General features: G+C 69.9%; 18 protein-coding genes. 4 read left to right on the plus strand and 14 right to left on the minus strand.

Going from position 1 to position 16,934, the window contains the following annotated elements; translation table 11 throughout:
- Positions 1–73: 73 nt before the first annotated feature.
- Together AC1ROY_RS22095 and AC1ROY_RS22100 are read right to left on the minus strand one after the other, a co-directional pair.
- Positions 74–622: a Yip1 family protein gene (locus tag AC1ROY_RS22095; protein WP_493151052.1), complete on the minus strand. Its 549-nt coding sequence runs from the start codon at positions 620–622 to the stop codon at positions 74–76.
- Between the two features lie 151 nt (positions 623–773).
- A complete protein-coding gene (locus AC1ROY_RS22100) occupies positions 774–1,373 on the minus strand; it encodes a nitroreductase family protein (RefSeq protein WP_493151053.1) in 600 nt (199 codons plus the stop codon).
- Between the two features lie 121 nt (positions 1,374–1,494).
- On the opposite strand from AC1ROY_RS22100, the gene AC1ROY_RS22105 reads away from it, so the two are divergent.
- Entirely contained in the window at positions 1,495–1,626 is a 132-nt protein-coding gene (locus AC1ROY_RS22105; protein WP_493151054.1) for a hypothetical protein, read from the plus strand.
- A gap of 13 nt (positions 1,627–1,639) precedes the next feature.
- Positions 1,640–2,137, plus strand: coding sequence for a hypothetical protein (locus AC1ROY_RS22110; protein WP_493151055.1), 498 nt, complete (start codon positions 1,640–1,642; stop codon positions 2,135–2,137).
- A 3-nt stretch (positions 2,138–2,140) separates the two neighbouring features.
- On the opposite strand, the gene AC1ROY_RS22115 is transcribed toward AC1ROY_RS22110, so the two are convergent.
- Together AC1ROY_RS22115 and AC1ROY_RS22120 are read right to left on the minus strand one after the other, a co-directional pair.
- Positions 2,141–2,836: a GntR family transcriptional regulator gene (locus AC1ROY_RS22115; RefSeq protein ID WP_493151056.1), complete on the minus strand. Its 696-nt coding sequence runs from the start codon at positions 2,834–2,836 to the stop codon at positions 2,141–2,143.
- Between the two features lie 81 nt (positions 2,837–2,917).
- Positions 2,918–4,147 carry an acyl-CoA dehydrogenase family protein gene (locus AC1ROY_RS22120; protein ID WP_493151057.1) on the minus strand — a complete coding sequence of 410 codons (1,230 nt, stop codon included), beginning with the start codon at positions 4,145–4,147 and terminating at the stop codon, positions 2,918–2,920.
- A gap of 130 nt (positions 4,148–4,277) precedes the next feature.
- Here AC1ROY_RS22120 and AC1ROY_RS22125 point away from each other — a divergent pair, with 130 nt between their 5' ends.
- Positions 4,278–5,855, plus strand: a complete 1,578-nt coding sequence (locus tag AC1ROY_RS22125) for an ABC transporter substrate-binding protein (RefSeq protein WP_493151058.1) — start codon at positions 4,278–4,280, stop codon at positions 5,853–5,855.
- A gap of 3 nt (positions 5,856–5,858) precedes the next feature.
- Here AC1ROY_RS22125 and AC1ROY_RS22130 read toward each other — a convergent pair whose 3' ends face one another.
- The 4 genes from AC1ROY_RS22130 to AC1ROY_RS22145 are packed head-to-tail and all read right to left on the minus strand — an operon-like array spanning position 5,859 to position 9,004.
- Positions 5,859–6,818, minus strand: a complete 960-nt coding sequence (locus tag AC1ROY_RS22130) for a Bug family tripartite tricarboxylate transporter substrate binding protein (RefSeq protein WP_493151059.1) — start codon at positions 6,816–6,818, stop codon at positions 5,859–5,861.
- Positions 6,811–7,740, minus strand: coding sequence for an NAD(P)-dependent oxidoreductase (locus tag AC1ROY_RS22135; RefSeq protein WP_493151060.1), 930 nt, complete (start codon positions 7,738–7,740; stop codon positions 6,811–6,813). Before AC1ROY_RS22135 ends, AC1ROY_RS22130 begins: the two co-directional genes overlap by 8 nt.
- Complete coding sequence (locus AC1ROY_RS22140) at positions 7,737–8,390, minus strand: hypothetical protein (protein WP_493151061.1); 654 nt, start codon at positions 8,388–8,390, stop codon at positions 7,737–7,739. The genes AC1ROY_RS22135 and AC1ROY_RS22140 overlap by 4 nt, the downstream gene beginning before the upstream one ends.
- Positions 8,390–9,004, minus strand: a complete 615-nt coding sequence (locus tag AC1ROY_RS22145) for a pyridoxamine 5'-phosphate oxidase family protein (RefSeq protein WP_493151062.1) — start codon at positions 9,002–9,004, stop codon at positions 8,390–8,392. Before AC1ROY_RS22145 ends, AC1ROY_RS22140 begins: the two co-directional genes overlap by 1 nt.
- A 106-nt stretch (positions 9,005–9,110) precedes the next feature.
- Between AC1ROY_RS22145 and AC1ROY_RS22150 the strand changes: the two genes are divergently transcribed.
- Entirely contained in the window at positions 9,111–9,899 is a 789-nt protein-coding gene (locus AC1ROY_RS22150; RefSeq protein WP_493151063.1) for an AraC family transcriptional regulator, read from the plus strand.
- On the opposite strand, the gene AC1ROY_RS22155 is transcribed toward AC1ROY_RS22150, so the two are convergent.
- The 6 genes from AC1ROY_RS22155 to AC1ROY_RS22180 all read right to left on the minus strand — a co-directional run bounded on the left by AC1ROY_RS22155 (position 9,890) and on the right by AC1ROY_RS22180 (position 16,751).
- Entirely contained in the window at positions 9,890–10,936 is a 1,047-nt protein-coding gene (locus AC1ROY_RS22155; protein ID WP_493151064.1) for a TauD/TfdA family dioxygenase, read from the minus strand. The genes AC1ROY_RS22150 and AC1ROY_RS22155 overlap by 10 nt on opposite strands.
- A 29-nt stretch (positions 10,937–10,965) precedes the next feature.
- Positions 10,966–12,336 (minus strand): LLM class flavin-dependent oxidoreductase, encoded by a 1,371-nt coding sequence (locus tag AC1ROY_RS22160; RefSeq protein ID WP_493151065.1) that lies wholly within the window; start codon positions 12,334–12,336, stop codon positions 10,966–10,968.
- Between the two features lie 10 nt (positions 12,337–12,346).
- Positions 12,347–13,699, minus strand: a complete 1,353-nt coding sequence (locus AC1ROY_RS22165) for an LLM class flavin-dependent oxidoreductase (protein WP_493151066.1) — start codon at positions 13,697–13,699, stop codon at positions 12,347–12,349.
- A gap of 112 nt (positions 13,700–13,811) precedes the next feature.
- Positions 13,812–15,317: a tripartite tricarboxylate transporter permease gene (locus AC1ROY_RS22170; RefSeq protein ID WP_493151067.1), complete on the minus strand. Its 1,506-nt coding sequence runs from the start codon at positions 15,315–15,317 to the stop codon at positions 13,812–13,814.
- A gap of 4 nt (positions 15,318–15,321) precedes the next feature.
- Positions 15,322–15,801, minus strand: coding sequence for a tripartite tricarboxylate transporter TctB family protein (locus AC1ROY_RS22175; protein ID WP_493151068.1), 480 nt, complete (start codon positions 15,799–15,801; stop codon positions 15,322–15,324).
- Positions 15,798–16,751 (minus strand): Bug family tripartite tricarboxylate transporter substrate binding protein, encoded by a 954-nt coding sequence (locus AC1ROY_RS22180; RefSeq protein WP_493151193.1) that lies wholly within the window; start codon positions 16,749–16,751, stop codon positions 15,798–15,800. The genes AC1ROY_RS22175 and AC1ROY_RS22180 overlap by 4 nt, the downstream gene beginning before the upstream one ends.
- Between the last annotated feature and the right edge of the window lie 183 nt (positions 16,752–16,934).

A 16,934-nucleotide genomic window follows, 5' to 3' on the forward strand; every position in this document is an offset into this window, starting at 1 on the left:
GGCCGATCCGGCCTCAGCTCCTCACGCGCCAGGGGCTTCTTCGTCCGCAGGATTCCGCCTGCAGCGATCATGCCTAGTGCAGCATTGACACGACGGCGCCGATCACGAGGTTGACCAGCAGGGCCACCACGAAGACCGCGACGGTGAAGGGGATGACCCGCTCCTTGGGCACCCGCGCGACGATCGGGGCGCCCAGGTAGAAGAGGTAGATGCTGTAGAGCGCGCCGATCAGCGCCAGCAGTGCGCCGATCACCGGCAGCAGGAGGAAGATGCCCGCGACCCAGGAGGCCGTGGGGGCGAAGGCCGCCAGCTTCATCGCGGCGATGCCGTCCTCCGGGCCGCCGAATTTCGGGCTCAGGAATTCGATGATCTTGCCGAGCACGAAGATGCCGACCAGCCCGAGGATGTAGCTGGTGATCGCGCCGATCAGCAGCGGCACCAGGCCCACCGCGCCGCCGATGATCAGATAGGCGCCGATGAAGCCGGCGATCGCCGGGATCGCCGATAGCGGCACCACATAGCTGGTGAAGAGGCCTCCCACATCGGCCGGTTCCGCGGCCACGGCGTTCCATTCGACCTGCGGCTGAGTCAGCAGCCCCTTGGCGCGCGACACGATGTCCATTCGCGGTCTCCCCCCGGATTGTCCCCCGCGCCGTCATGCGGCGCGGCGCGATACTGCGCAGCGGTCCCGCGCCGGAGCAAGGACTTCCGCGGGATTGAAGGGGGCACGCGCGACAGACGCGACGCCGGGGACGAAGGCCGCGCCGCGGGGCTTACCGCACCGGCGCCCAGTCCCACCGGAACCCCTCCGGCGCCGGGCGGAGGGGCCGCGGGCGGTCGGCATCGGGCGTGCCCACGTAGACCCAGCCGAGCAGCGAATCCCCCTCCGCGAAGCCGAGCGCCGTCTTCACGGCCGGATCCTTCAGCGCCGGAGAGGAGAGCCAGCAGGCGCCGAAGCCCTGCGCGTCGAGCGCGTTCAGGAAGTTCATGATGCCCGCGGCGGCCGAGGCCTCCTGCTCCCAGGGCGGCACACCGGGGCGCTCGTGGTTGATGGCGGCGCCGGCCGCCACGACCAGCGGCGCGCGCAGCGGCTTGGCGCGCTCGATCTCGAGGCGCTCGGCCGGCGTGTCGGGCGCGCGGGCCAGCATGGAGGCGACGAGCAGGTCGCCCAGCGCCAGGCGCGCCTCGCCCTCGATGAAGACGAAGCGCCAGGGCCGCAGCCCGCCATGGTCCGGCGCGCAGAGGGCCGCCGAGACGGCCAGGTCCAGCACGGGGCGGTCGGGCGCGGGGGCGCGCAGCAGCCGCGCCGGCACCGAGGTCCGGGCGAGGAGGCCGCCGAGCGCGGGAGGAAGGGGGGAGATGTTGTCCGGCATGGATGCAGCTTCCGACATGGGAGGACGGGGCGAAAGAGCCGCCTCATCCGTTGCGGCAGAATCTAATTGCGAATAACTCTCAATCGCAATATATTTCGCAGGCCAGTCAGGAGACATGACGATGCGCTCTGCCCCCCTTTCGCCCTTCCTGCTCGCCGCGCCAGGCGCGGTGGTGGTGCAGCCGCCCGTGGAAAAGCCCCTGCCTCCGGCCCCGCAGCAGCCGGCCCCGGCCGAGCCTGCCAACCAGAACTGAGGTCGTGTCCCTGATGGAGCCTTGCAACCCCGATCATCGTCCCGCTCCCGGCGAGCGCGCGATCCTCGACCTCGGGCCGGAGGAGCTTTTCGTCGTGGCGGCCCTGCGCGCCTGGGTCGCCCCGATCATGCGCCCGGGGACGCCGCATCCGGACTGGCGCGAGATGTTCCGCCTGGCCGGCGTGGCCTCGGCCGGCGCGGTGGGCTTCGACCTGCTGATGTCGGTGGTGGGCAGCGCGGCGCAGCGGATCATCGAGGTGCGCTGCTGCCGCTGCCCCTCGCTCGGCGCCGACGAGGTGCTGATGCTGCGGCTGGTGAACGCGATGCAGAATGCGGACACGCTCTCCGCGCTCGACGTCATCTCGGACTGGGTGCCGCCCGGCTCGGTCGCGCCGGCGCTGCGGGGTGCGCAGCGCTTCGCGGCGATGATGTCGGCCGCCGGCCACCGCCTGCCGCCGCAGGCGATGCCGGTCGCGGCGATGCAGCGGCCGGTGGGGGCGATGCTGCACTGAGCGCTATCTCGCGCGCAGCGGCCCGCCGATGACCTCGGGGCGCGACAGCAGCGCCTGCAGGACGTTGTCGCGCGCCTGCTCCAGATGGGCGCGCATCAGCGCCTCGGCGCGCTTCCCGTCGCCGTCCAGCAGCAGCGTCATGAGCGCGCGGTACTTCTCCGTGGCCTCCTCCAGCCGCTCGTGGTTGCGGAAGTTGAGGCGGGTGTAGCGCTCCAGCGCGTCCAGAAGGTTCGACAGGACGTCGAGCAGCCGCGCATTGCCCGAGGCGCGCGGCAGGGACAGCCGGAAATCGCGGCTGGCGCGCAGGAAGCCCGCGAAGGAGGCCGCGCCGGTCCCCTTGCAGAAGCGCAGCAGCCGCCGCTCGATGCCGCGCATCTCCTCGGGATCGACGCGCCCCGCGGCCAGGGCCGCGGCCGGCGGCTCCAGCATCATGCGCAGCTCGAAGATGTCCCGCGCGTCCTTGATGGTGAGCGGGCTGATCCGGTAGCCCTGCCGCGGGATCGGGTGGACGAGCCCCTCCTGCGCCAGCCGCAGCAGCGCTGCGCGCAGGCTGCCCTTGGAATGGCTGAGCCGCGCCGAGAGGTCGGGCTCGCTCACCGAGGAGCCGGGCGCGAGCTCCAGCTCGATGATCATGCGCCGCAGCTCGTCATAGGCGCGGTCGCTCAGCCGCGCGGGCGGCTCGGCGAGATGCGTGGACACGGGCTTTCCTCGTCTTCTCGTTCTAGCATTGTCATGAGCATGATTCACGCCTCCGGTGATGCCACCTGCGGCGATCATGCTCTAGCTGATGGAGCTGACCGGCGGCTCGACGCCCTCCAGCACCCATCGGCCGATATGCCGGTACTTCACGTCGATCGGGTCGTGCAAGGTGAGCGTGCGCGCGTTGCGCCAGAACCGGTCCATGCGATAGGCGCTGGAGGCGGAGCGGCCGCCGCAATGGCGGAACATGTCGCTGGCGACGTGGAGCGCGGCGTCGCTGGAGGCGATCTTCGCCTGCATCATCATCACCGAGGCCGGTCCGCGATCACCGCCCTCCTTCGCGAAGCGCACGATCTCGCGCGCCGCCTGCCGCACCAGCGCCCGCGCGGCGGCGAGCTGCGCGGCGTATTGGCCGACCGCGTGCTGGATGCCGGGATCTTCGACGGCGCTCTGCCAGTTCACGTCCACCGGCCGCGTGCGGGTGCGCAGCGCGTTCGTCAGCTCGTCCAGCGCGCCCAGGCCGCAGCCCAGGATCGCCGTGATGAAGAACATCTGCGCGACGAGGCCGGAGACAGTGCTGACGGCGATGTCGGTCGCGCCGTGCTTGCGCGGGCTGTGCCAGTGCCAGCCGTCGGACACGAAGACGTCCGTGTAGGTGATGCTGTTGCTGCCCGTGCCGCGCTGACCCATGTGGTCCCAGTCGTCGTGGATGGTGACGCCCGGCGCGTCGAGCCGCGGGAAGCAGAAATGCACGCCCTCCTCGACGAAGCTGCTGCTCTGGTCCCACAGCGCGGTGGCCAGCGCGTAGCGGGCGCCCGTGCTGCCCGTGCCGTATTTCTTCTCGCCGTTGAGGATCACGCCGCCGGGCGCCGGGCGGCATCGCGTGTTCATGACATAGCGATGCGAGCCGGCCTCGGCCGTCGGGTTGCAGCTGCGCGCGCCCTCCTCGAGGATCTCGCGCGCCAGCATGCGCTTGGTCTCCTCGGGCACGTGGTCGGCGTAGAAGAGGTTCCGGGCCAGGACGTTCTGCTGCCAGACATGGGCGGTGGAGCTCTCGCCGGCCGCGATCTCCGTCTGGATCTCCACCAGCATCTCCAGGTCCGTATAGGGATCGTCCGTGCCGAGGCCGCCCCAGCGCCTCGGCACGCGCAAGGCGTGCATGCCTGCCCCGGCGATCAGGTCGAGATTGGGCTGCAGCGAGCCGCCCGCATCTACCTCGGCACCGGTGGCGGCGAAGGCCTTCCGCAGGCGCCGGGCGCTGCCGACGAAATCCGGCGTCGCGGTCACGGCATCATCGAGCACGGCGCTCATCGGTTCCTCGCTTTCGGCATCCTTCGCCTGAAGGCTACAGGATGATTTTGTGGTATGTCACGAGTCGATTTTGACTGTTCAGCCGGACAAAGTGGCCCTAGCCTTTCGCAGTTGCGAAGGGGGATGGCTGATGGGACAGGTCGTTCTGGGACTCCGCCTGGCGCTCGCTGCGCTCTGCCTTGCCGCCACCGCGGCGCGGGCACACGACCTGACCTTCGGCACGGGCATCCCCGTCACCTCGATGGACCCGCATTTCTACAACGCCTCGGCCAACAACGCCGCGACGATGAACATCTTCGACCGGCTGGTGATGCGCAGCCCGACCCTGCAGCTGGAGCCCGGTCTCGCGGTGAGCTGGCATGCCGTGTCCGACACGGTCTGGGAGTTCCGGCTGCGCCCCGGCATCGCCTGGCATGACGGCCGGCCCTTCACCGCCGAGGATGTCGCCTTCAGCATCGCCCGCGTGCCGAACGTGCCCAACAGCCCCGGGGGCTTCGCAGGCTTCGTGCGCGCCATCCAGCGCATCGAGATCGTGGACCCGCTGACGCTGCGCTTCCACACCGCGGGACCCGCGCCGCTCCTCCAGCACGACGTCGCGATGTTCTCCATCGTCGCGCGCCACGCCGTGGAAGGGCGGACGACGGAGGACTTCAACAACGGCCGCGCCGCCATCGGCACCGGCCCCTATCGCCTCGTCGCCTTCCGGGCCAACGAGCGGCTGGAATTCGCGCGCAATCCCGCGTGGTGGGGCCCGCGCCAGGACTGGGAGACGATCCGCTACCGCTTCATCTCCAATGACGGCGCGCGCACCGCCGCGCTCCTGTCCGGCGATGTGGACCTCATCGACCAGGTGCCCTCCAACGACCTGCCGCGGCTGCGGAGCGACCCGCGCGTCGCCGTGCACGAGATCGCGGGATCGCAGCTCATCCACCTCACCTTCAACCTGTCCAATCCGGATGCCCTGCCCTATGCGACGGACCATGCCGGCCGCCCGCTGGCGCGCAATCCGCTGACGGATGTCCGCGTGCGGCGCGCGCTCTCGCTTGCCGTCAGCCGCGACACGCTCGTCGAGCGCGTGATGGACGGCACGGCCAGCGCCAGTGGCCAATGGATGCCGCCCGGCGGCATCGGCTACAATCCGGACATTCCCGTGCCGCCCTTCGAGCCGGAGACGGCGCGCCGCCTCCTCGCCGAGGCCGGCTATCCCCAGGGCTTCCGGATCGCGCTCACCACGCCGAACGACCGCTATCCCAACGACGCGCGCGTGGCGCAGGCGATCGCGCAGATGTGGGCCCGCGTGGGCGTGCAGACGCAGGTGGATGCGGTGCCCTTCACCGTCTACACCCCGCGCACCTCGCGCCAGGACTTCGCCATCCGGCTGCTCGGCTGGGGCGCCTCCAGCGGCGAGCCCTCATCGCCGATGGTGAACCTCGTCGCGACCTACGATCGCGCGACCGGTATGGGCGCCTTCAACCACGGCCGCTACTCCAATCCGGCCTTCGACGAGCTGACCCGCCGGGCGCTCACCACCATGGACGAGCCCGCGCGCGTCGCGCTGATGCAGGAGGCGGTGAAGGTGGCGACGGACGACGTCGCGATGATCCCGCTCTTCATGCTCAACAACATCTGGGCCTCGCGCCGCGGCATCGTGCACGACGCGCGGCGCGACACCTGGTCGGTGCTGTCGGGCACGCATCTGGCGCGGTAGCCCTCACGAGTTGACGGTGATGTTCGCCTCCCGCACGAGCGCCGCCATCTCGGCGCGCTTGGCGGCAAGCTGCGCGCGGAAGGCAGCGGGATCATTGCCGACCACCTCGCCGCCGAGGCCGACCAGCCGCGCTTTGATGGCGGGATCGGCGAGGGCCTCGGCCAGGGCGGCGTAGATCGGGCCGGTCACGCTCGCCGGCGTTCCGGGCGGCGCCAGGAGCGGCGCCCATTCGGCGACGCCCGGATCGGCGACGCCGAGCTCCACGAAGCTGGGCAGCTGCGGCCGCGCCTCGGCCCGGTGGCTCGCGGCCAGGGCCAGCGAGCGCCCGCGCCCGCTCTCCACCACGGACGAGATGGAGGGGATGGTGGTCACCGCGGCATCCACCACCCCGGCCGCGACGTCGCGGATGGCATCCGCGCCGCCGCGATAGGGCACCAGCAGCGGCTGGATCCCGGTCGAGCGGGCGAGCTGCACGGCGATGAGATGGCCCGCCGTCGCCGTGCCCGTATTGGCGATGCTGATCCGCCCCGGCTCGCGCCGCGCCAGATCGACGAAGCCGGCGAGATCCTGCGCAGGGAAGTTCTGGCGCACCGTCAGCGCCATGGGAAAGACGGTGAGCAGCGAGATGGGCACGAAGGCCGTGTAGTCGAAGGCGAGGCTCCGCATCACCGCCGGGTTCACCACGTGATGGAAGCCGTCGAGCAGCAGCGCGCTGCCGTCGGGCGGGGCAAGCGCGGCGGCGGCGGCGGCCACGGTGCCGCTGCCGCCGGAACGGTTCTCCACCACCAGCGTCTGTCCGAGCTTTTCGGCGACCCGGACCATCACGAGGCGCGCCACCGCGTCGGTGGAACCGCCGGCGCCGAAGGGCACGATGACGCGCATCGGCTTGCTGTCGGCCCGCGCCAGGGCCGGCGCGGCGAGGATCGCGCCCGTCATCAGGGCGCGACGCGAGAGATCAGCCATCCTTCGATCCTTTCCCGGGGTGAGCGTCAGGCGAGCCCGCGGCCTCGAGCGCGCCGAGGGCCATCGCGGTCCAGTCCAGCCCGCCGCGCCCGGCGGCGAGGCCGGCCAGCAGCCGGTCGCGCAGCACGCTGCCGAAGGGCATGGGCACATGGGCGGCACCGGCGGCGTCCAGCGCCAGGCGCAGGTCCTTCCAGCCGAGCTCCAGGCTGAAGCCGGCGGGCTCGTAGCGCCCCTCGTCGATGAGACCGCTGTAGAGGCGGTAGTTGTAGCTGTCGAAGACCGAGCCGGTGACCAGCTGCAGGAAATCGGAGCGGTCCACGCCGTGGCGGCCGACCAGCGCGCAGGCCTCGCCGATCGCCTCGATGGCGGCGGCACCCATGAAGTTCATGGCGAGCTTCGCGACCGGCGCGGCGGCGGGGGATTCGCCGAAGCGGGCGACGCCGCGGGCGAGGGCTGAGAAGATCTCCTCCGCCCGCGCCATGCCCTCCGCCGGGCCGGAGGCGGCGATGAAGAGCTGGCCCTCCAGCGCCTTGCCCGGCCGGCCGAAGACCGGCGCGGCGACGAGATGGCCGCCGAAGCCCGCCGAAGCTGCCGCCAGCCGCTCGGAGGTGGCAGGCGCCAGGGTGCTCATGGACAGGTGAAGGCCACCCGCACCCAGCCGCTCGGCCACCCCGCCACCGAGCATCACCGTCTCCACGGCCGCGTCATCGGCCAGCAGGCTGAGGGCGATGCCGCCGGGGGTCACGGCCTCGGCGGGTGTCGTGGCGCGGCGGGCGCCCTCCGGCGCGGCCCGGTCCGAGCGGTTCCAGACCGCGACCGGGAAGCCGCTGCGCAGCAGCCGCTCGGCGACCGAGGTGCCCATGCGGCCGAGGCCGAGCACGGCGACGGGCGGGCGGTTCGCGCCCTCGGCCATGTCGTTCATGCGGCGGCCTGGGCGAGATCGTCTGCGCGCAGCTCCCAGATCAGGGTGAAGGCGGCGGGCGCGGCGAGCCCGGCCATCCCGGCGGCCTCGGTCGCCGCAGCCAGGACCTCGGCGGCCGCGACGCCCTCGACGAAGAGCACCGCATCGGGATCCCCGGGGGTCACTGCACCGCCCTCGACCGGCGCGGAGCGCGCCGCATCCGCCGTCAGGACATGCGCCGCCACCACGCCGGGCGCCCTCGCGGCGGCTGCCAGCGCCGAGGCCAGGACCTGCGGCCCGATGCCCCGCCCGGCCGCCATGGCCGCGAAGCCGCCGCGCCCGGCGCCGGCAGTCGTGACTTCGCCGACCAGCCGCAGCGGACGACGCATGCGGCGGAAGCAGGCGCGCGACCATTCGGTCTGGCTCGCCAGCGCCGCGCGGTAGACGGGACTGTCGAAGACGGCGAGGCCCTGCGTGCGGTAGAGCGCCAGGTAGCGCCGTGCCTCTCCGTCAGCGCGCCACCGCTGGCCGGACCGAAATCCCGGGAGGGCCAGCCGTTCCTGCATGTGCTCGCGGTCGTACCAGGCGTTGAAATCGGCCTCCTGGGCCGGATCCACGTCGGTCCAGATCATCAGCTCGGCCTCGGGCGCTGGCACCACGGGCGGGGCCATCAGTAGAGCGCCGTCCGATAGGCGTGCTGGATGGCCTGGTCCTCGGTCTCGGCGGTGCGGCCGCCGCCGATCTGGTCGGCCAGGATGCGGCCGAGGCTGGGCACCGCGCCCTTCGGCGCATGCTTCGCCGGATTCCAGAAGTCGGAGCGGATGAACGCCTTGGCGCAGTGGAAGAAGACCTCCTCCACCTCCATCAGCAGCCCGCTCTTCGGCACCTGGCCCTGCACGCTGTGCGGCTCGAGCGCGCCCGCCTCCGCCACCACGCGCACCCTGCCATTTACGCGCAGCGTCTCGTTCACCCCCGGGACCAGGAAGAGCAGGCCGAGGCGGGGATTCTCCGCGACGTTCATCAGCGTGTCGATGCGGTTGTTGCCGCGGCGGTCGGGCAGCAGCAGGTGGTGGTCGTCGAGCACGGAGACGAAGCCGGGCCCGTCGCCGCGCGGCGAGGCGTCGCATCGTCCTTCCGCGTCGGCCGAGGCCACGATCACCAGCGGCGAGAGGCCGATGAAGTGCCGGCAATGCCCGTCCAGATGGGCAAGCTGCTTCGCCGCCGCCCGCTCGTTGGCATGGCCATAGAGGCCCCGCAGCGCCTCCCGGTCCATCGTTTCGGCCATGACCCGCTCCTTCGCACGCATCGACATGAGTGACGACGGAAGGCTAGGCTCGCGGACAGGGAGCGCGCTTCGCACGGTCAGCCAGGAACTTCGGCGAACCGGACAGATGCACCGCAAGAGCGACAACCGCGAGGACTACCAGGAGATCGCACGTCCGCTCGGCGCCATGGCCAAGGATTTTCCTCCTGGCCATCGCGTGGAGCCGCACAGCCATGTCCGCGCGCAGCTGCTCTACGCGGTCGCCGGGGTGATGGAGATCACGACCACGCGCGGCGTCTGGGTGGCCTCGCCGCAGCGCGGCGTCTGGCTGCCGGCGGGCACGCTGCATTCGATGCGGACGCGCGGCGGCGCCTCGGTGCGGACCTTCTATGTCCGGCCCGACGCCTGCCCGGAGAGCTTCCCGACCGGGCCCAGCCTGGTGCGGGTGACGCCGCTGCTGCGCGAGCTGATCCTCTCGGCCATCGCCATGCCGCTCGACTACGACGAGGCGGGGCGCGACGGGCTGGTGGTGCGGCTGCTGCTGCAGGCGATCGAATGGTCGGCCGAGGCGCCCATCCTGCTACAGGAGCCGAAGGACACGCGATTGCTGCGGCTGCATCGCGCGCTGGTCGAGAATCCCGCCGATCCCGCGACGCTGGAAGAATGGGGCAAGCGTGTCGGCGCCTCCACGCGGACGCTCGCCCGGCTGGTGCAGGCCGAGTACGGCATCCCCTTCACGCGCTGGCGCCAGCAGCTGCGCATCCTCGCCGCGCTGCCGCGACTGGCCGCGGGCGAGGCGGTGACGCTTGTGGCGCTCGATCTCGGCTACGAGAGCCCCGGCGCCTTCTCCAGCATGTTCGCGCGGCTGCTGGGCGCGCCGCCCAGCCGCTACCTCGTCGCCGCCGATCAGGCGTAGGCGACGCGCCGCCCGTCGCCCGGCTGCGGCGACCCGCCCCGCACCGACCCCGGCGCCGTATCGCCCCAGAGCACGCTGAACTGCGGCGGCATCGGCCGGCTGTCCGGCGTGGCCAGCCAGACGCGCATCATGAAGCGGCTCTGGCCCGTCGTGGCATCGTTGTTGAAGGCCGTGCGGCCGTGGCTGACGACGTGGTTGTTGAGGTATTGCGCGTCGCCCGGCTCGAAGGGCGAGACGATGCTGTTCGCCTCCTTCACGCGCAGCAGCATGTCCAGCGCCTCCTTCTGGAGCTCCGTCATGGGTGGCGTGCCGGGGAACTCCCCCGCCTTGCGCAGATTCGCCGGCGAGAAGGTGCTGGTCAGCTTGCCGTCCACCATGCCGAAGAGCGGAAGCGCGAAGGTCTTCTCCGACTGCTCGGGGCGGTAGTGCCACCAGTCCTGGAAGAGCACCTCCAGCAGGTCCGGGCGCTGCTCCAGCATGACGTTGTAGGCCTTGGCCGTGCTGGCGACCTTGGTCAGGCCGCCGGAGGCCGCGTTGCGCACGCAGAGCAGGCCGATCACGTCGGAGGTGTCGGTGTGGAAGTTCAGGGAATCCTGCGAGAGCGCCTTGGCCGTCGCGGATTTCTGGCCCGTCTCGTCCTTGAAGTGCCGGGTGGGATCCGCCGTGCGGTCCTGGATGACGCTGAGCAGCTCGCCCCGCGTGTTCTGGTAGAGCGGCGTGCCGAGATGCTGCGCGATGCCCCAGTACATCCGCTGGATGTCCTCGGATTCATAGCGATCCACCGGCAGGCCGCGCAGCCGTGCGATGCCGCGGCCGGTCTCCAGCTCCTCGTTGATGTCGGCCAGCACGGGCGCCAGCAGCGGGAGCGAAAAATCCTTCCGCGTGATCGCCTCGGGCTTCTTGTCCCGGTTGGCGGCGATGGCCTGATCGAGCTCTGCGAGATGCAGGTGCTCCAGCCGGTAGATCCAGTCGCTCTCGGCAAGCAGCTCGGCACCGGACCACACGGATCGTCCGGTCAGCGGAAGGCGTTCGGTCATCGTCACACTCCTCCTGTCCCTGTTGAAGGCTATTCGGCGGCCTGCTCCGGTGCCCTATGGGCGGCCTCCAGAGTCGCGGGGTGCGGCGGGCGCGGGAAGCCGAGATTGTCGCGCAGCGTCACGCCATCCTGCTCGGTGCGCAGCAGGCCGCGGCGCTGGAGCTCCGGCACCACCTTGTCCACGAAGATGCCGAGCCCGTCCTTGAGCATGGGAAACATCATCATGAAGCCGTCGCAGGCGCCGGCGGAATGCCACTCCTCCAGCGCATCGGCGATCTGCACGGGCGAGCCTCGCAGCGTGCGGCGGCCGCGCTCGTAGCGCAGGTACATCTGCCGCAAGGTCAGCTTCTCGACGCGGATCATGTTGACGATGTTGTCGTAGAACTTCTTGTGGAAGTTCGCGGTGGGCGGGATCAGCTCCTCCGGCACGGGCTCGTCCAGCGGCAGGCCGGAGAGGTCGGCCTCCAGGTCCATGCCCAGCCGCGCGCGGCCGACATCGGGATGGATGAGGGCCTGGAGCGTCTGGTACTTGTCCTCCGCCTCCTGCTCGCTCTCGCCCAGGATCGTGGGCATGCCGGCCAGCAGCCGCAGATCTTCGGTGGAGCGGCCGAATTTCCCCACGCGCGCCTTGAGCTGGTCGTAGAAGGCTTTCGACTCGGCCGGCGTCTCGTTCGCCCCGAAGATCAGCTCGGCGACCCGGGCCGCGAAATCCATCCCGGCATCGGAGGCGCCGGCCTGGATGATCACGGGCCGACCCTGCGGCGAGCGCTGGACGTTCAGCGCGCCATGGATCTTGAAATAGGGCCCCTCGTGATGGACGGCATGCTGCTTCGTCACGTCGAAGGAGAAGCCGGATTCCTTGTCGCGGATGAAGGCGTCGTCCTCCCAGCTGTCCCAGAGCTTGAGCACGATGTCAGTGAATTCCTGCGCGCGCTTGTAGCGGTCGCCATGCGGCGGCAGCTTGTCGAGCCCGAAATTCTGGGCGGCGAAGTCGTTGGCAGAAGTGACGATGTTCCAGGCCGAACGCCCGCCGCTGATCTGGTCCAGCGAGGCGAATTGCCGGGCGAGGTTGTAGGGCTCGTAGAAGCTGGCGCTCACCGTGCCGCCGAGACCGATATGCTGCGTCGTCACGGCCAGGGCCGAGAGCAGTGTCAGCGGCTCCAGCTGATTCATGAACATCGGCATGCGGCTGTACATGTCGAGCTTGCTGGTGCGGGCCGCCGGCGTGTCGGCCACGAAATACATGTGGAACAGCCCGCGCTCGGCGAGCTGCGCCATCTCGGTGTGCGCCGCGATGCTGACGGCGGCGCCGGCATCGGTCTCGGGATGGCGCCAGGCCGCGATGTGCGAGCCCGCCCCGCTCGCCATCACCGCCAGCAGCATCTTTTTGCGGTCGACCATCACAACTCTCCTATTCGGCGGCCAGCGCGCGGCGGCCCGGTCCCGGCGGACGCGCCAGGCCGAGATGATCGCGCAGCGTCCTGCCCTTATACTCTTTCCGGAAGAGTCCGCGGCGCTGCAGCTCGGGTACGATGAGGCGCACCACGTCCTCCAGCCCCTCGGGCTGCACCTTCAGGGTGAACATGAATCCGTCCGCCGCACCGCCGTGGAACCACTCCTCGAGCTGGTCGCAGACCTGCTTCGGCGTGCCGACCACCCCCGCCGAGCCGCGCGAGTAGCGCTGCGCGATCTGGCGCAGCGTCAGCTTCTCCTCGCGGATCATGCGGACGATCTCGGCGAAATAGGCCGTGTGCAGATTGGCCGATCTGGGGATGCGGTCCTCGGGGATGGGCTCGTCATAGGGCAGGTCCGAGAGGTCCGCCTCCAGGTCCATGCCCAGCCGCTGCGTGGCGACAGCGGGGTGCAGCAGGGCCTTCAGCGTCTCGACCTTGTCGACCGCCTCCTGCTCGCTCTCGCCCACGGTCACGGAGACGCCGGCCAGGACCTTCAGCTCGTCCGTCGAGCGGCCGTATCTCGCCATGCGCGATTTGAGGTCGCCGTAATAGGCCCGCGCCTTCTCCAGGTTGGTGCCGGAGCCGAAGACGAGGTCCGCCGTCTCCGCCGCCAGCTCCTTGCCGGCATCGGAGGCGCCGGCCTGGATGATCACCGGCCGCCCCTGCGGCGTGCGCTCGATGTTCAGCCCGCCGTCCAGCTTGAAGTGCTTGCCCTCGTGGTGGATGGGGTGGAGCTTCGCCGGGTCGTAGAAGCGCACCTCCTTGCGGTCATAGACGAAGGCGTCGTCCTCCCAGGTGTCCCAGAGCTTGAGGACGAGCTGCACGAACTCCTGCGCCCGCGCATAGCGCTCGGCATGCGGCGGCAGCGCGGCATGGCCGAAGTTGCGCGCGGCATAGTTGTTTGCCGATGTCACCACGTTCCAGGCCGCGCGCCCGTCGCTGATATGGTCGAGCGAGGCGAATTGCCGGGCGACATTGTAGGGCTCGTTGAAGCTGGTCGTGGCCGTGCCGCCGAGGCCGATGAACTCCGTAGAGCCCGCCAGCGCGGCCAGGCAGGTCAGCGGCTCCAGGACATTGGTGAAGAGCGGGTAGCGCGACCAGACGTCCAGGCTGTCGATGCGCAGCGCCGGCGTGTCGGCGATGAAGAAGAGGTCGAAGAGCCCGTGCTCGGCCAGCTTCGCCAGCCGGCGATAGGAGCGGATGTTCACCTCCGAGCCGTCCTCGGTGCTCGGATGCAGCCAGCCCGCCGGATGCGACCCGGCGAGGTGGACCGAAAAGGAGAGATGGATCTGGCGGTCCGGGACGGTCATGGATCAGCGCTCCGCGGCCCCTGGGACCGGCATGACGACATCGCGACAGTCTGCCGCAGGCGGACGGCTTCGGGAAGAAGCTTGTATGGCCGGCGGAACGAAATTCCCACGATCAGTCCTCCTCGTGGAAGGCCTTCTCGCGCTTCTTCCGCAGCGCGGGCGAGGCCAGGACGATCAGCAGCAGCACCGCGAGGCCGAGAAAGATGCAGGCCAGCGGCGTCGAGATGAAGATGTGAAAGTCGCCGCGCGAGAGGACGAGCGCGCGCCGAAAATTCTCCTCCATCATGGGGCCGAGGATGAGGCCGAGCAGCATCGGCGCGGGCTCCAGCTTCAGCTTGAGGAAGACGTAGCCCACCACCCCCCAGAAGGCCGCCTGGTAGATGTCGAAGACCATGTTGTTCACGGAGAAGACGCCGACGCAGCAGAAGACGATGATCGCCGGGTAGAGGAAACGGTACGGGATCGTCAGGAACTTCACCCAGATGCCGACCAGCGGCAGGTTCAGCACCAGCAGCATGACGTTGCCGATCCACATGGAGGCGATGAGCCCCCAGAAGAGATCGGGATTGCGCGTCATCACCTGCGGGCCGGGCTGGATGCTGTGCATCATCATCGCGCCCGCCATCATCGCCATGACGATGTTGGAGGGGATGCCGAGGGTCAGCATGGGGATGAAGCTGATCTGCGCCGCAGCGTTGTTGGCGGATTCCGGGCCGGCCACGCCCTCGATGGCGCCCTTGCCGAATTCTTCCGGATGCTTGGAGACGCGCCGTTCCACCAGGTAGGAGGTCAGCGAGGAGATCACGGGACCGCCGCCCGGGAAGATGCCGAGCGAGCTGCCGATGCCCGTCCCGCGCAGGATCGCGGGCCACATGCGCCGCCAGTCCTCGCGCGTCGGGAAGAGGGTGGAGACGCGCGTGACCTCGCTCGCTGCCGGGCCCTGCTTCTCCAGGTTCGCGATGATCTCGGCGAGGCCGAAGACGCCCATGGTGATGGCGACGAAGTTCAGCCCGTCCACCAGCTCGTCGGATTCAAAGGTGAAGCGCTCCACGCCGCTCTGCGTGTCGGTCCCGACGAGGCCGAGGGCGAGGCCCAGCACCACCATGGCGATGGCCTTCAGCACGGAGCCGGAGGCGAGCACGACCGAGCCGATCAGCCCCACCACCATGAGGGAAAAATACTCTGGTGGCCCGAACTTCAGCGCGACGGAGGAGAGCGGCACCGCGAAGGCCGCGATCACCAGCGTCCCCACCGTGCCCGCGAAGAAGGAGCCCACGGCCGCCGTGGTCAGCGCGATGCCCGCGCGCCCGCGCCGCGCCATCTCGTGCCCGTCCAGCACCGTTACGACCGAGGAGGATTCGCCCGGCAGCTTCACCAGGATCGCGGTGGTCGAGCCGCCATACTGCGCGCCGTAGTAGATGCCGGCGAGCATGATGAGCGCCGAGGTCGGCGGCAGCGCGAAGGTCGCCGGCAGCAGCATCGACATCGTCGCCACCGGGCCGAGGCCGGGCAGCACGCCGATCAACGTCCCCAGCAGGCAGCCCGTGAAGGCATACATCAGGTTCTGCAGCGACAGGGCCGTGGAGAAGCCCAGCGACAGGTTGCTCAGCAGATCCATGCGATCAGCGCGGAACCAGGAATTGCGGCCAGACCGGGATCTGGATCTTCAGGATGACCGCGAAGCCCAGCAGCACGATGACAGCGAGCGTCACCGAGTTGAGCAGCGCACCGCGCCAGGTGACCTCGCGGCTGGCGAAGCTGGAGAGCAGCACGGCCACGAAGGAGGCGGCCACAAGGCCGAGCGGGACCAGCATCGCGCCGAAGACGACGACCGGCAGCAGCACGCCGAAGAAGGTGCGCGCGTTGAACCGGAAGCGCTCCGCCTCCGGATCATGGGTGAAGCTCGCGACGGCCGTGATCGCCACGCCCAGCCCGGCGAGGAGGAGGCCCAGATAGAACGGGAAGAAGCCCGGCCCCGAATTGGAGGGCACGCCCACCGTGTAGGACTGCGCCTTGTAGGAGATCGCGGCGCCCACCGCGATGAAGAGCACCCCCGCGATCTGGTCGCGGAGGTTGCGCCGGGCGCAAGGTCCACCGCTCATTGGACGCGGATGTTCTGTTCCTCGATCACCACGCGCCAGCGCTCGCGCCATTGCTGGATGTATTGCAGCAGTTCCGGCGGCGAGAGGTGCACGTTGGTCAGCGCCATCTCGCGCAGCCAGGTCACGACCTCGGGGGCCTGGGCGGCCTGGGCATAGGCGGCGACCAGCTTCGCGAGGATCGGCGCCGGCACGGCCGAAGGGGCTGCCGCGGCGTAGAAGGTCTCCAGGTTGATCTCGGGGTGGCCGATCTCGGCGAAGGTCGGCACGTTCGGGATCTGCGGCATGCGCTCGCGCGAGGTCACGGCGAGGATGCGGTAGCGTCCATCCGTCTCGTAGATGTTCTGCTGGTAGACGGTGTCGAAATTGGCGTCGATGGCGCCATTCAGCATCGCCGCCATGATCTCGCCGCCGCCGCCGCGGTAGTGCACGGGCACGCCGGTCACGCCCGTCTTGCGCAGCAGCTCGACCGCGAGGTGATGCGGCCCCGCGATACCAGCGGTGGCGAAGTTCAGCGAGCGGCGCTGCGACAGGGCCCGCAGGTCCTCGACGGATCGCACGGGCGAGTTCACCGGCACCGCCAGCGCCATGGGCGACATGCCCATCATGCCCAGGATCACGAAGCTCTTGTCGGGATCGTAGGGCAGCCGGGCGTAGAGGTTCGGATGGATGGTGAGCTGGCCGGCATTGGCCATGCCGATCGTGTAGCCGTCCGGCGTCGCGCGGCCGAGCTCGCCCATGCCGATGCGTCCTGCGGCGCCGGGACGGTACTCGTGCACGATCGGCTGACCCAGGATGGCCGCGACGCGCTCATTATAAAGACGTGAGATGGTGTCGGTGATCCCGCCGGCCGCCCAGGGCACCAGGAAGCGGATGGGGCGCGTGGGATATTCCTGCGCATGGGTCTGCACGGACGCCACGAAGGCGCAGAGAAAAAACAGACCGGCCAGCATGTTCTTCACGTCATCGACTCCCGACGGCAACCCGCCTTGGCCGTGATGCCGTATCTTCCCTGGCGCGCAGGCTATGTCTGGAAAATCAACGGGTCAATGCAAGGCAGGAGCACCCCGACAGCTCATGTCGGGTTGGTAAGAATGAGGCCGCGGAGATGCCGATTCACGGATGACCGGTCTCTC

This window comes from Roseococcus sp. GW821-FHT12F05 (assembly GCF_058806835.1).

Coding starts and splice junctions, on each gene's coding strand:
- AC1ROY_RS22095 (WP_493151052.1), bottom strand. CDS start 622: ATGGACATCGTGTCGCGCGCCAAGGGGCTGCTGACTCAGCCGCAGGTC.
- AC1ROY_RS22100 (WP_493151053.1), bottom strand. CDS start 1,373: ATGCCGGACAACATCTCCCCCCTTCCTCCCGCGCTCGGCGGCCTCCTC.
- AC1ROY_RS22105 (WP_493151054.1), top strand. CDS start 1,495: ATGCGCTCTGCCCCCCTTTCGCCCTTCCTGCTCGCCGCGCCAGGCGCG.
- AC1ROY_RS22110 (WP_493151055.1), top strand. CDS start 1,640: ATGGAGCCTTGCAACCCCGATCATCGTCCCGCTCCCGGCGAGCGCGCG.
- AC1ROY_RS22120 (WP_493151057.1), bottom strand. CDS start 4,147: ATGAGCGCCGTGCTCGATGATGCCGTGACCGCGACGCCGGATTTCGTC.
- AC1ROY_RS22125 (WP_493151058.1), top strand. CDS start 4,278: ATGGGACAGGTCGTTCTGGGACTCCGCCTGGCGCTCGCTGCGCTCTGC.
- AC1ROY_RS22130 (WP_493151059.1), bottom strand. CDS start 6,818: ATGGCTGATCTCTCGCGTCGCGCCCTGATGACGGGCGCGATCCTCGCC.
- AC1ROY_RS22135 (WP_493151060.1), bottom strand. CDS start 7,740: ATGAACGACATGGCCGAGGGCGCGAACCGCCCGCCCGTCGCCGTGCTC.
- AC1ROY_RS22140 (WP_493151061.1), bottom strand. CDS start 8,390: ATGGCCCCGCCCGTGGTGCCAGCGCCCGAGGCCGAGCTGATGATCTGG.
- AC1ROY_RS22145 (WP_493151062.1), bottom strand. CDS start 9,004: ATGGCCGAAACGATGGACCGGGAGGCGCTGCGGGGCCTCTATGGCCAT.
- AC1ROY_RS22150 (WP_493151063.1), top strand. CDS start 9,111: ATGCACCGCAAGAGCGACAACCGCGAGGACTACCAGGAGATCGCACGT.
- AC1ROY_RS22155 (WP_493151064.1), bottom strand. CDS start 10,936: ATGACCGAACGCCTTCCGCTGACCGGACGATCCGTGTGGTCCGGTGCC.
- AC1ROY_RS22160 (WP_493151065.1), bottom strand. CDS start 12,336: ATGGTCGACCGCAAAAAGATGCTGCTGGCGGTGATGGCGAGCGGGGCG.
- AC1ROY_RS22165 (WP_493151066.1), bottom strand. CDS start 13,699: ATGACCGTCCCGGACCGCCAGATCCATCTCTCCTTTTCGGTCCACCTC.
- AC1ROY_RS22170 (WP_493151067.1), bottom strand. CDS start 15,317: ATGGATCTGCTGAGCAACCTGTCGCTGGGCTTCTCCACGGCCCTGTCG.
- AC1ROY_RS22175 (WP_493151068.1), bottom strand. CDS start 15,801: ATGAGCGGTGGACCTTGCGCCCGGCGCAACCTCCGCGACCAGATCGCG.
- AC1ROY_RS22180 (WP_493151193.1), bottom strand. CDS start 16,751: ATGCTGGCCGGTCTGTTTTTTCTCTGCGCCTTCGTGGCGTCCGTGCAG.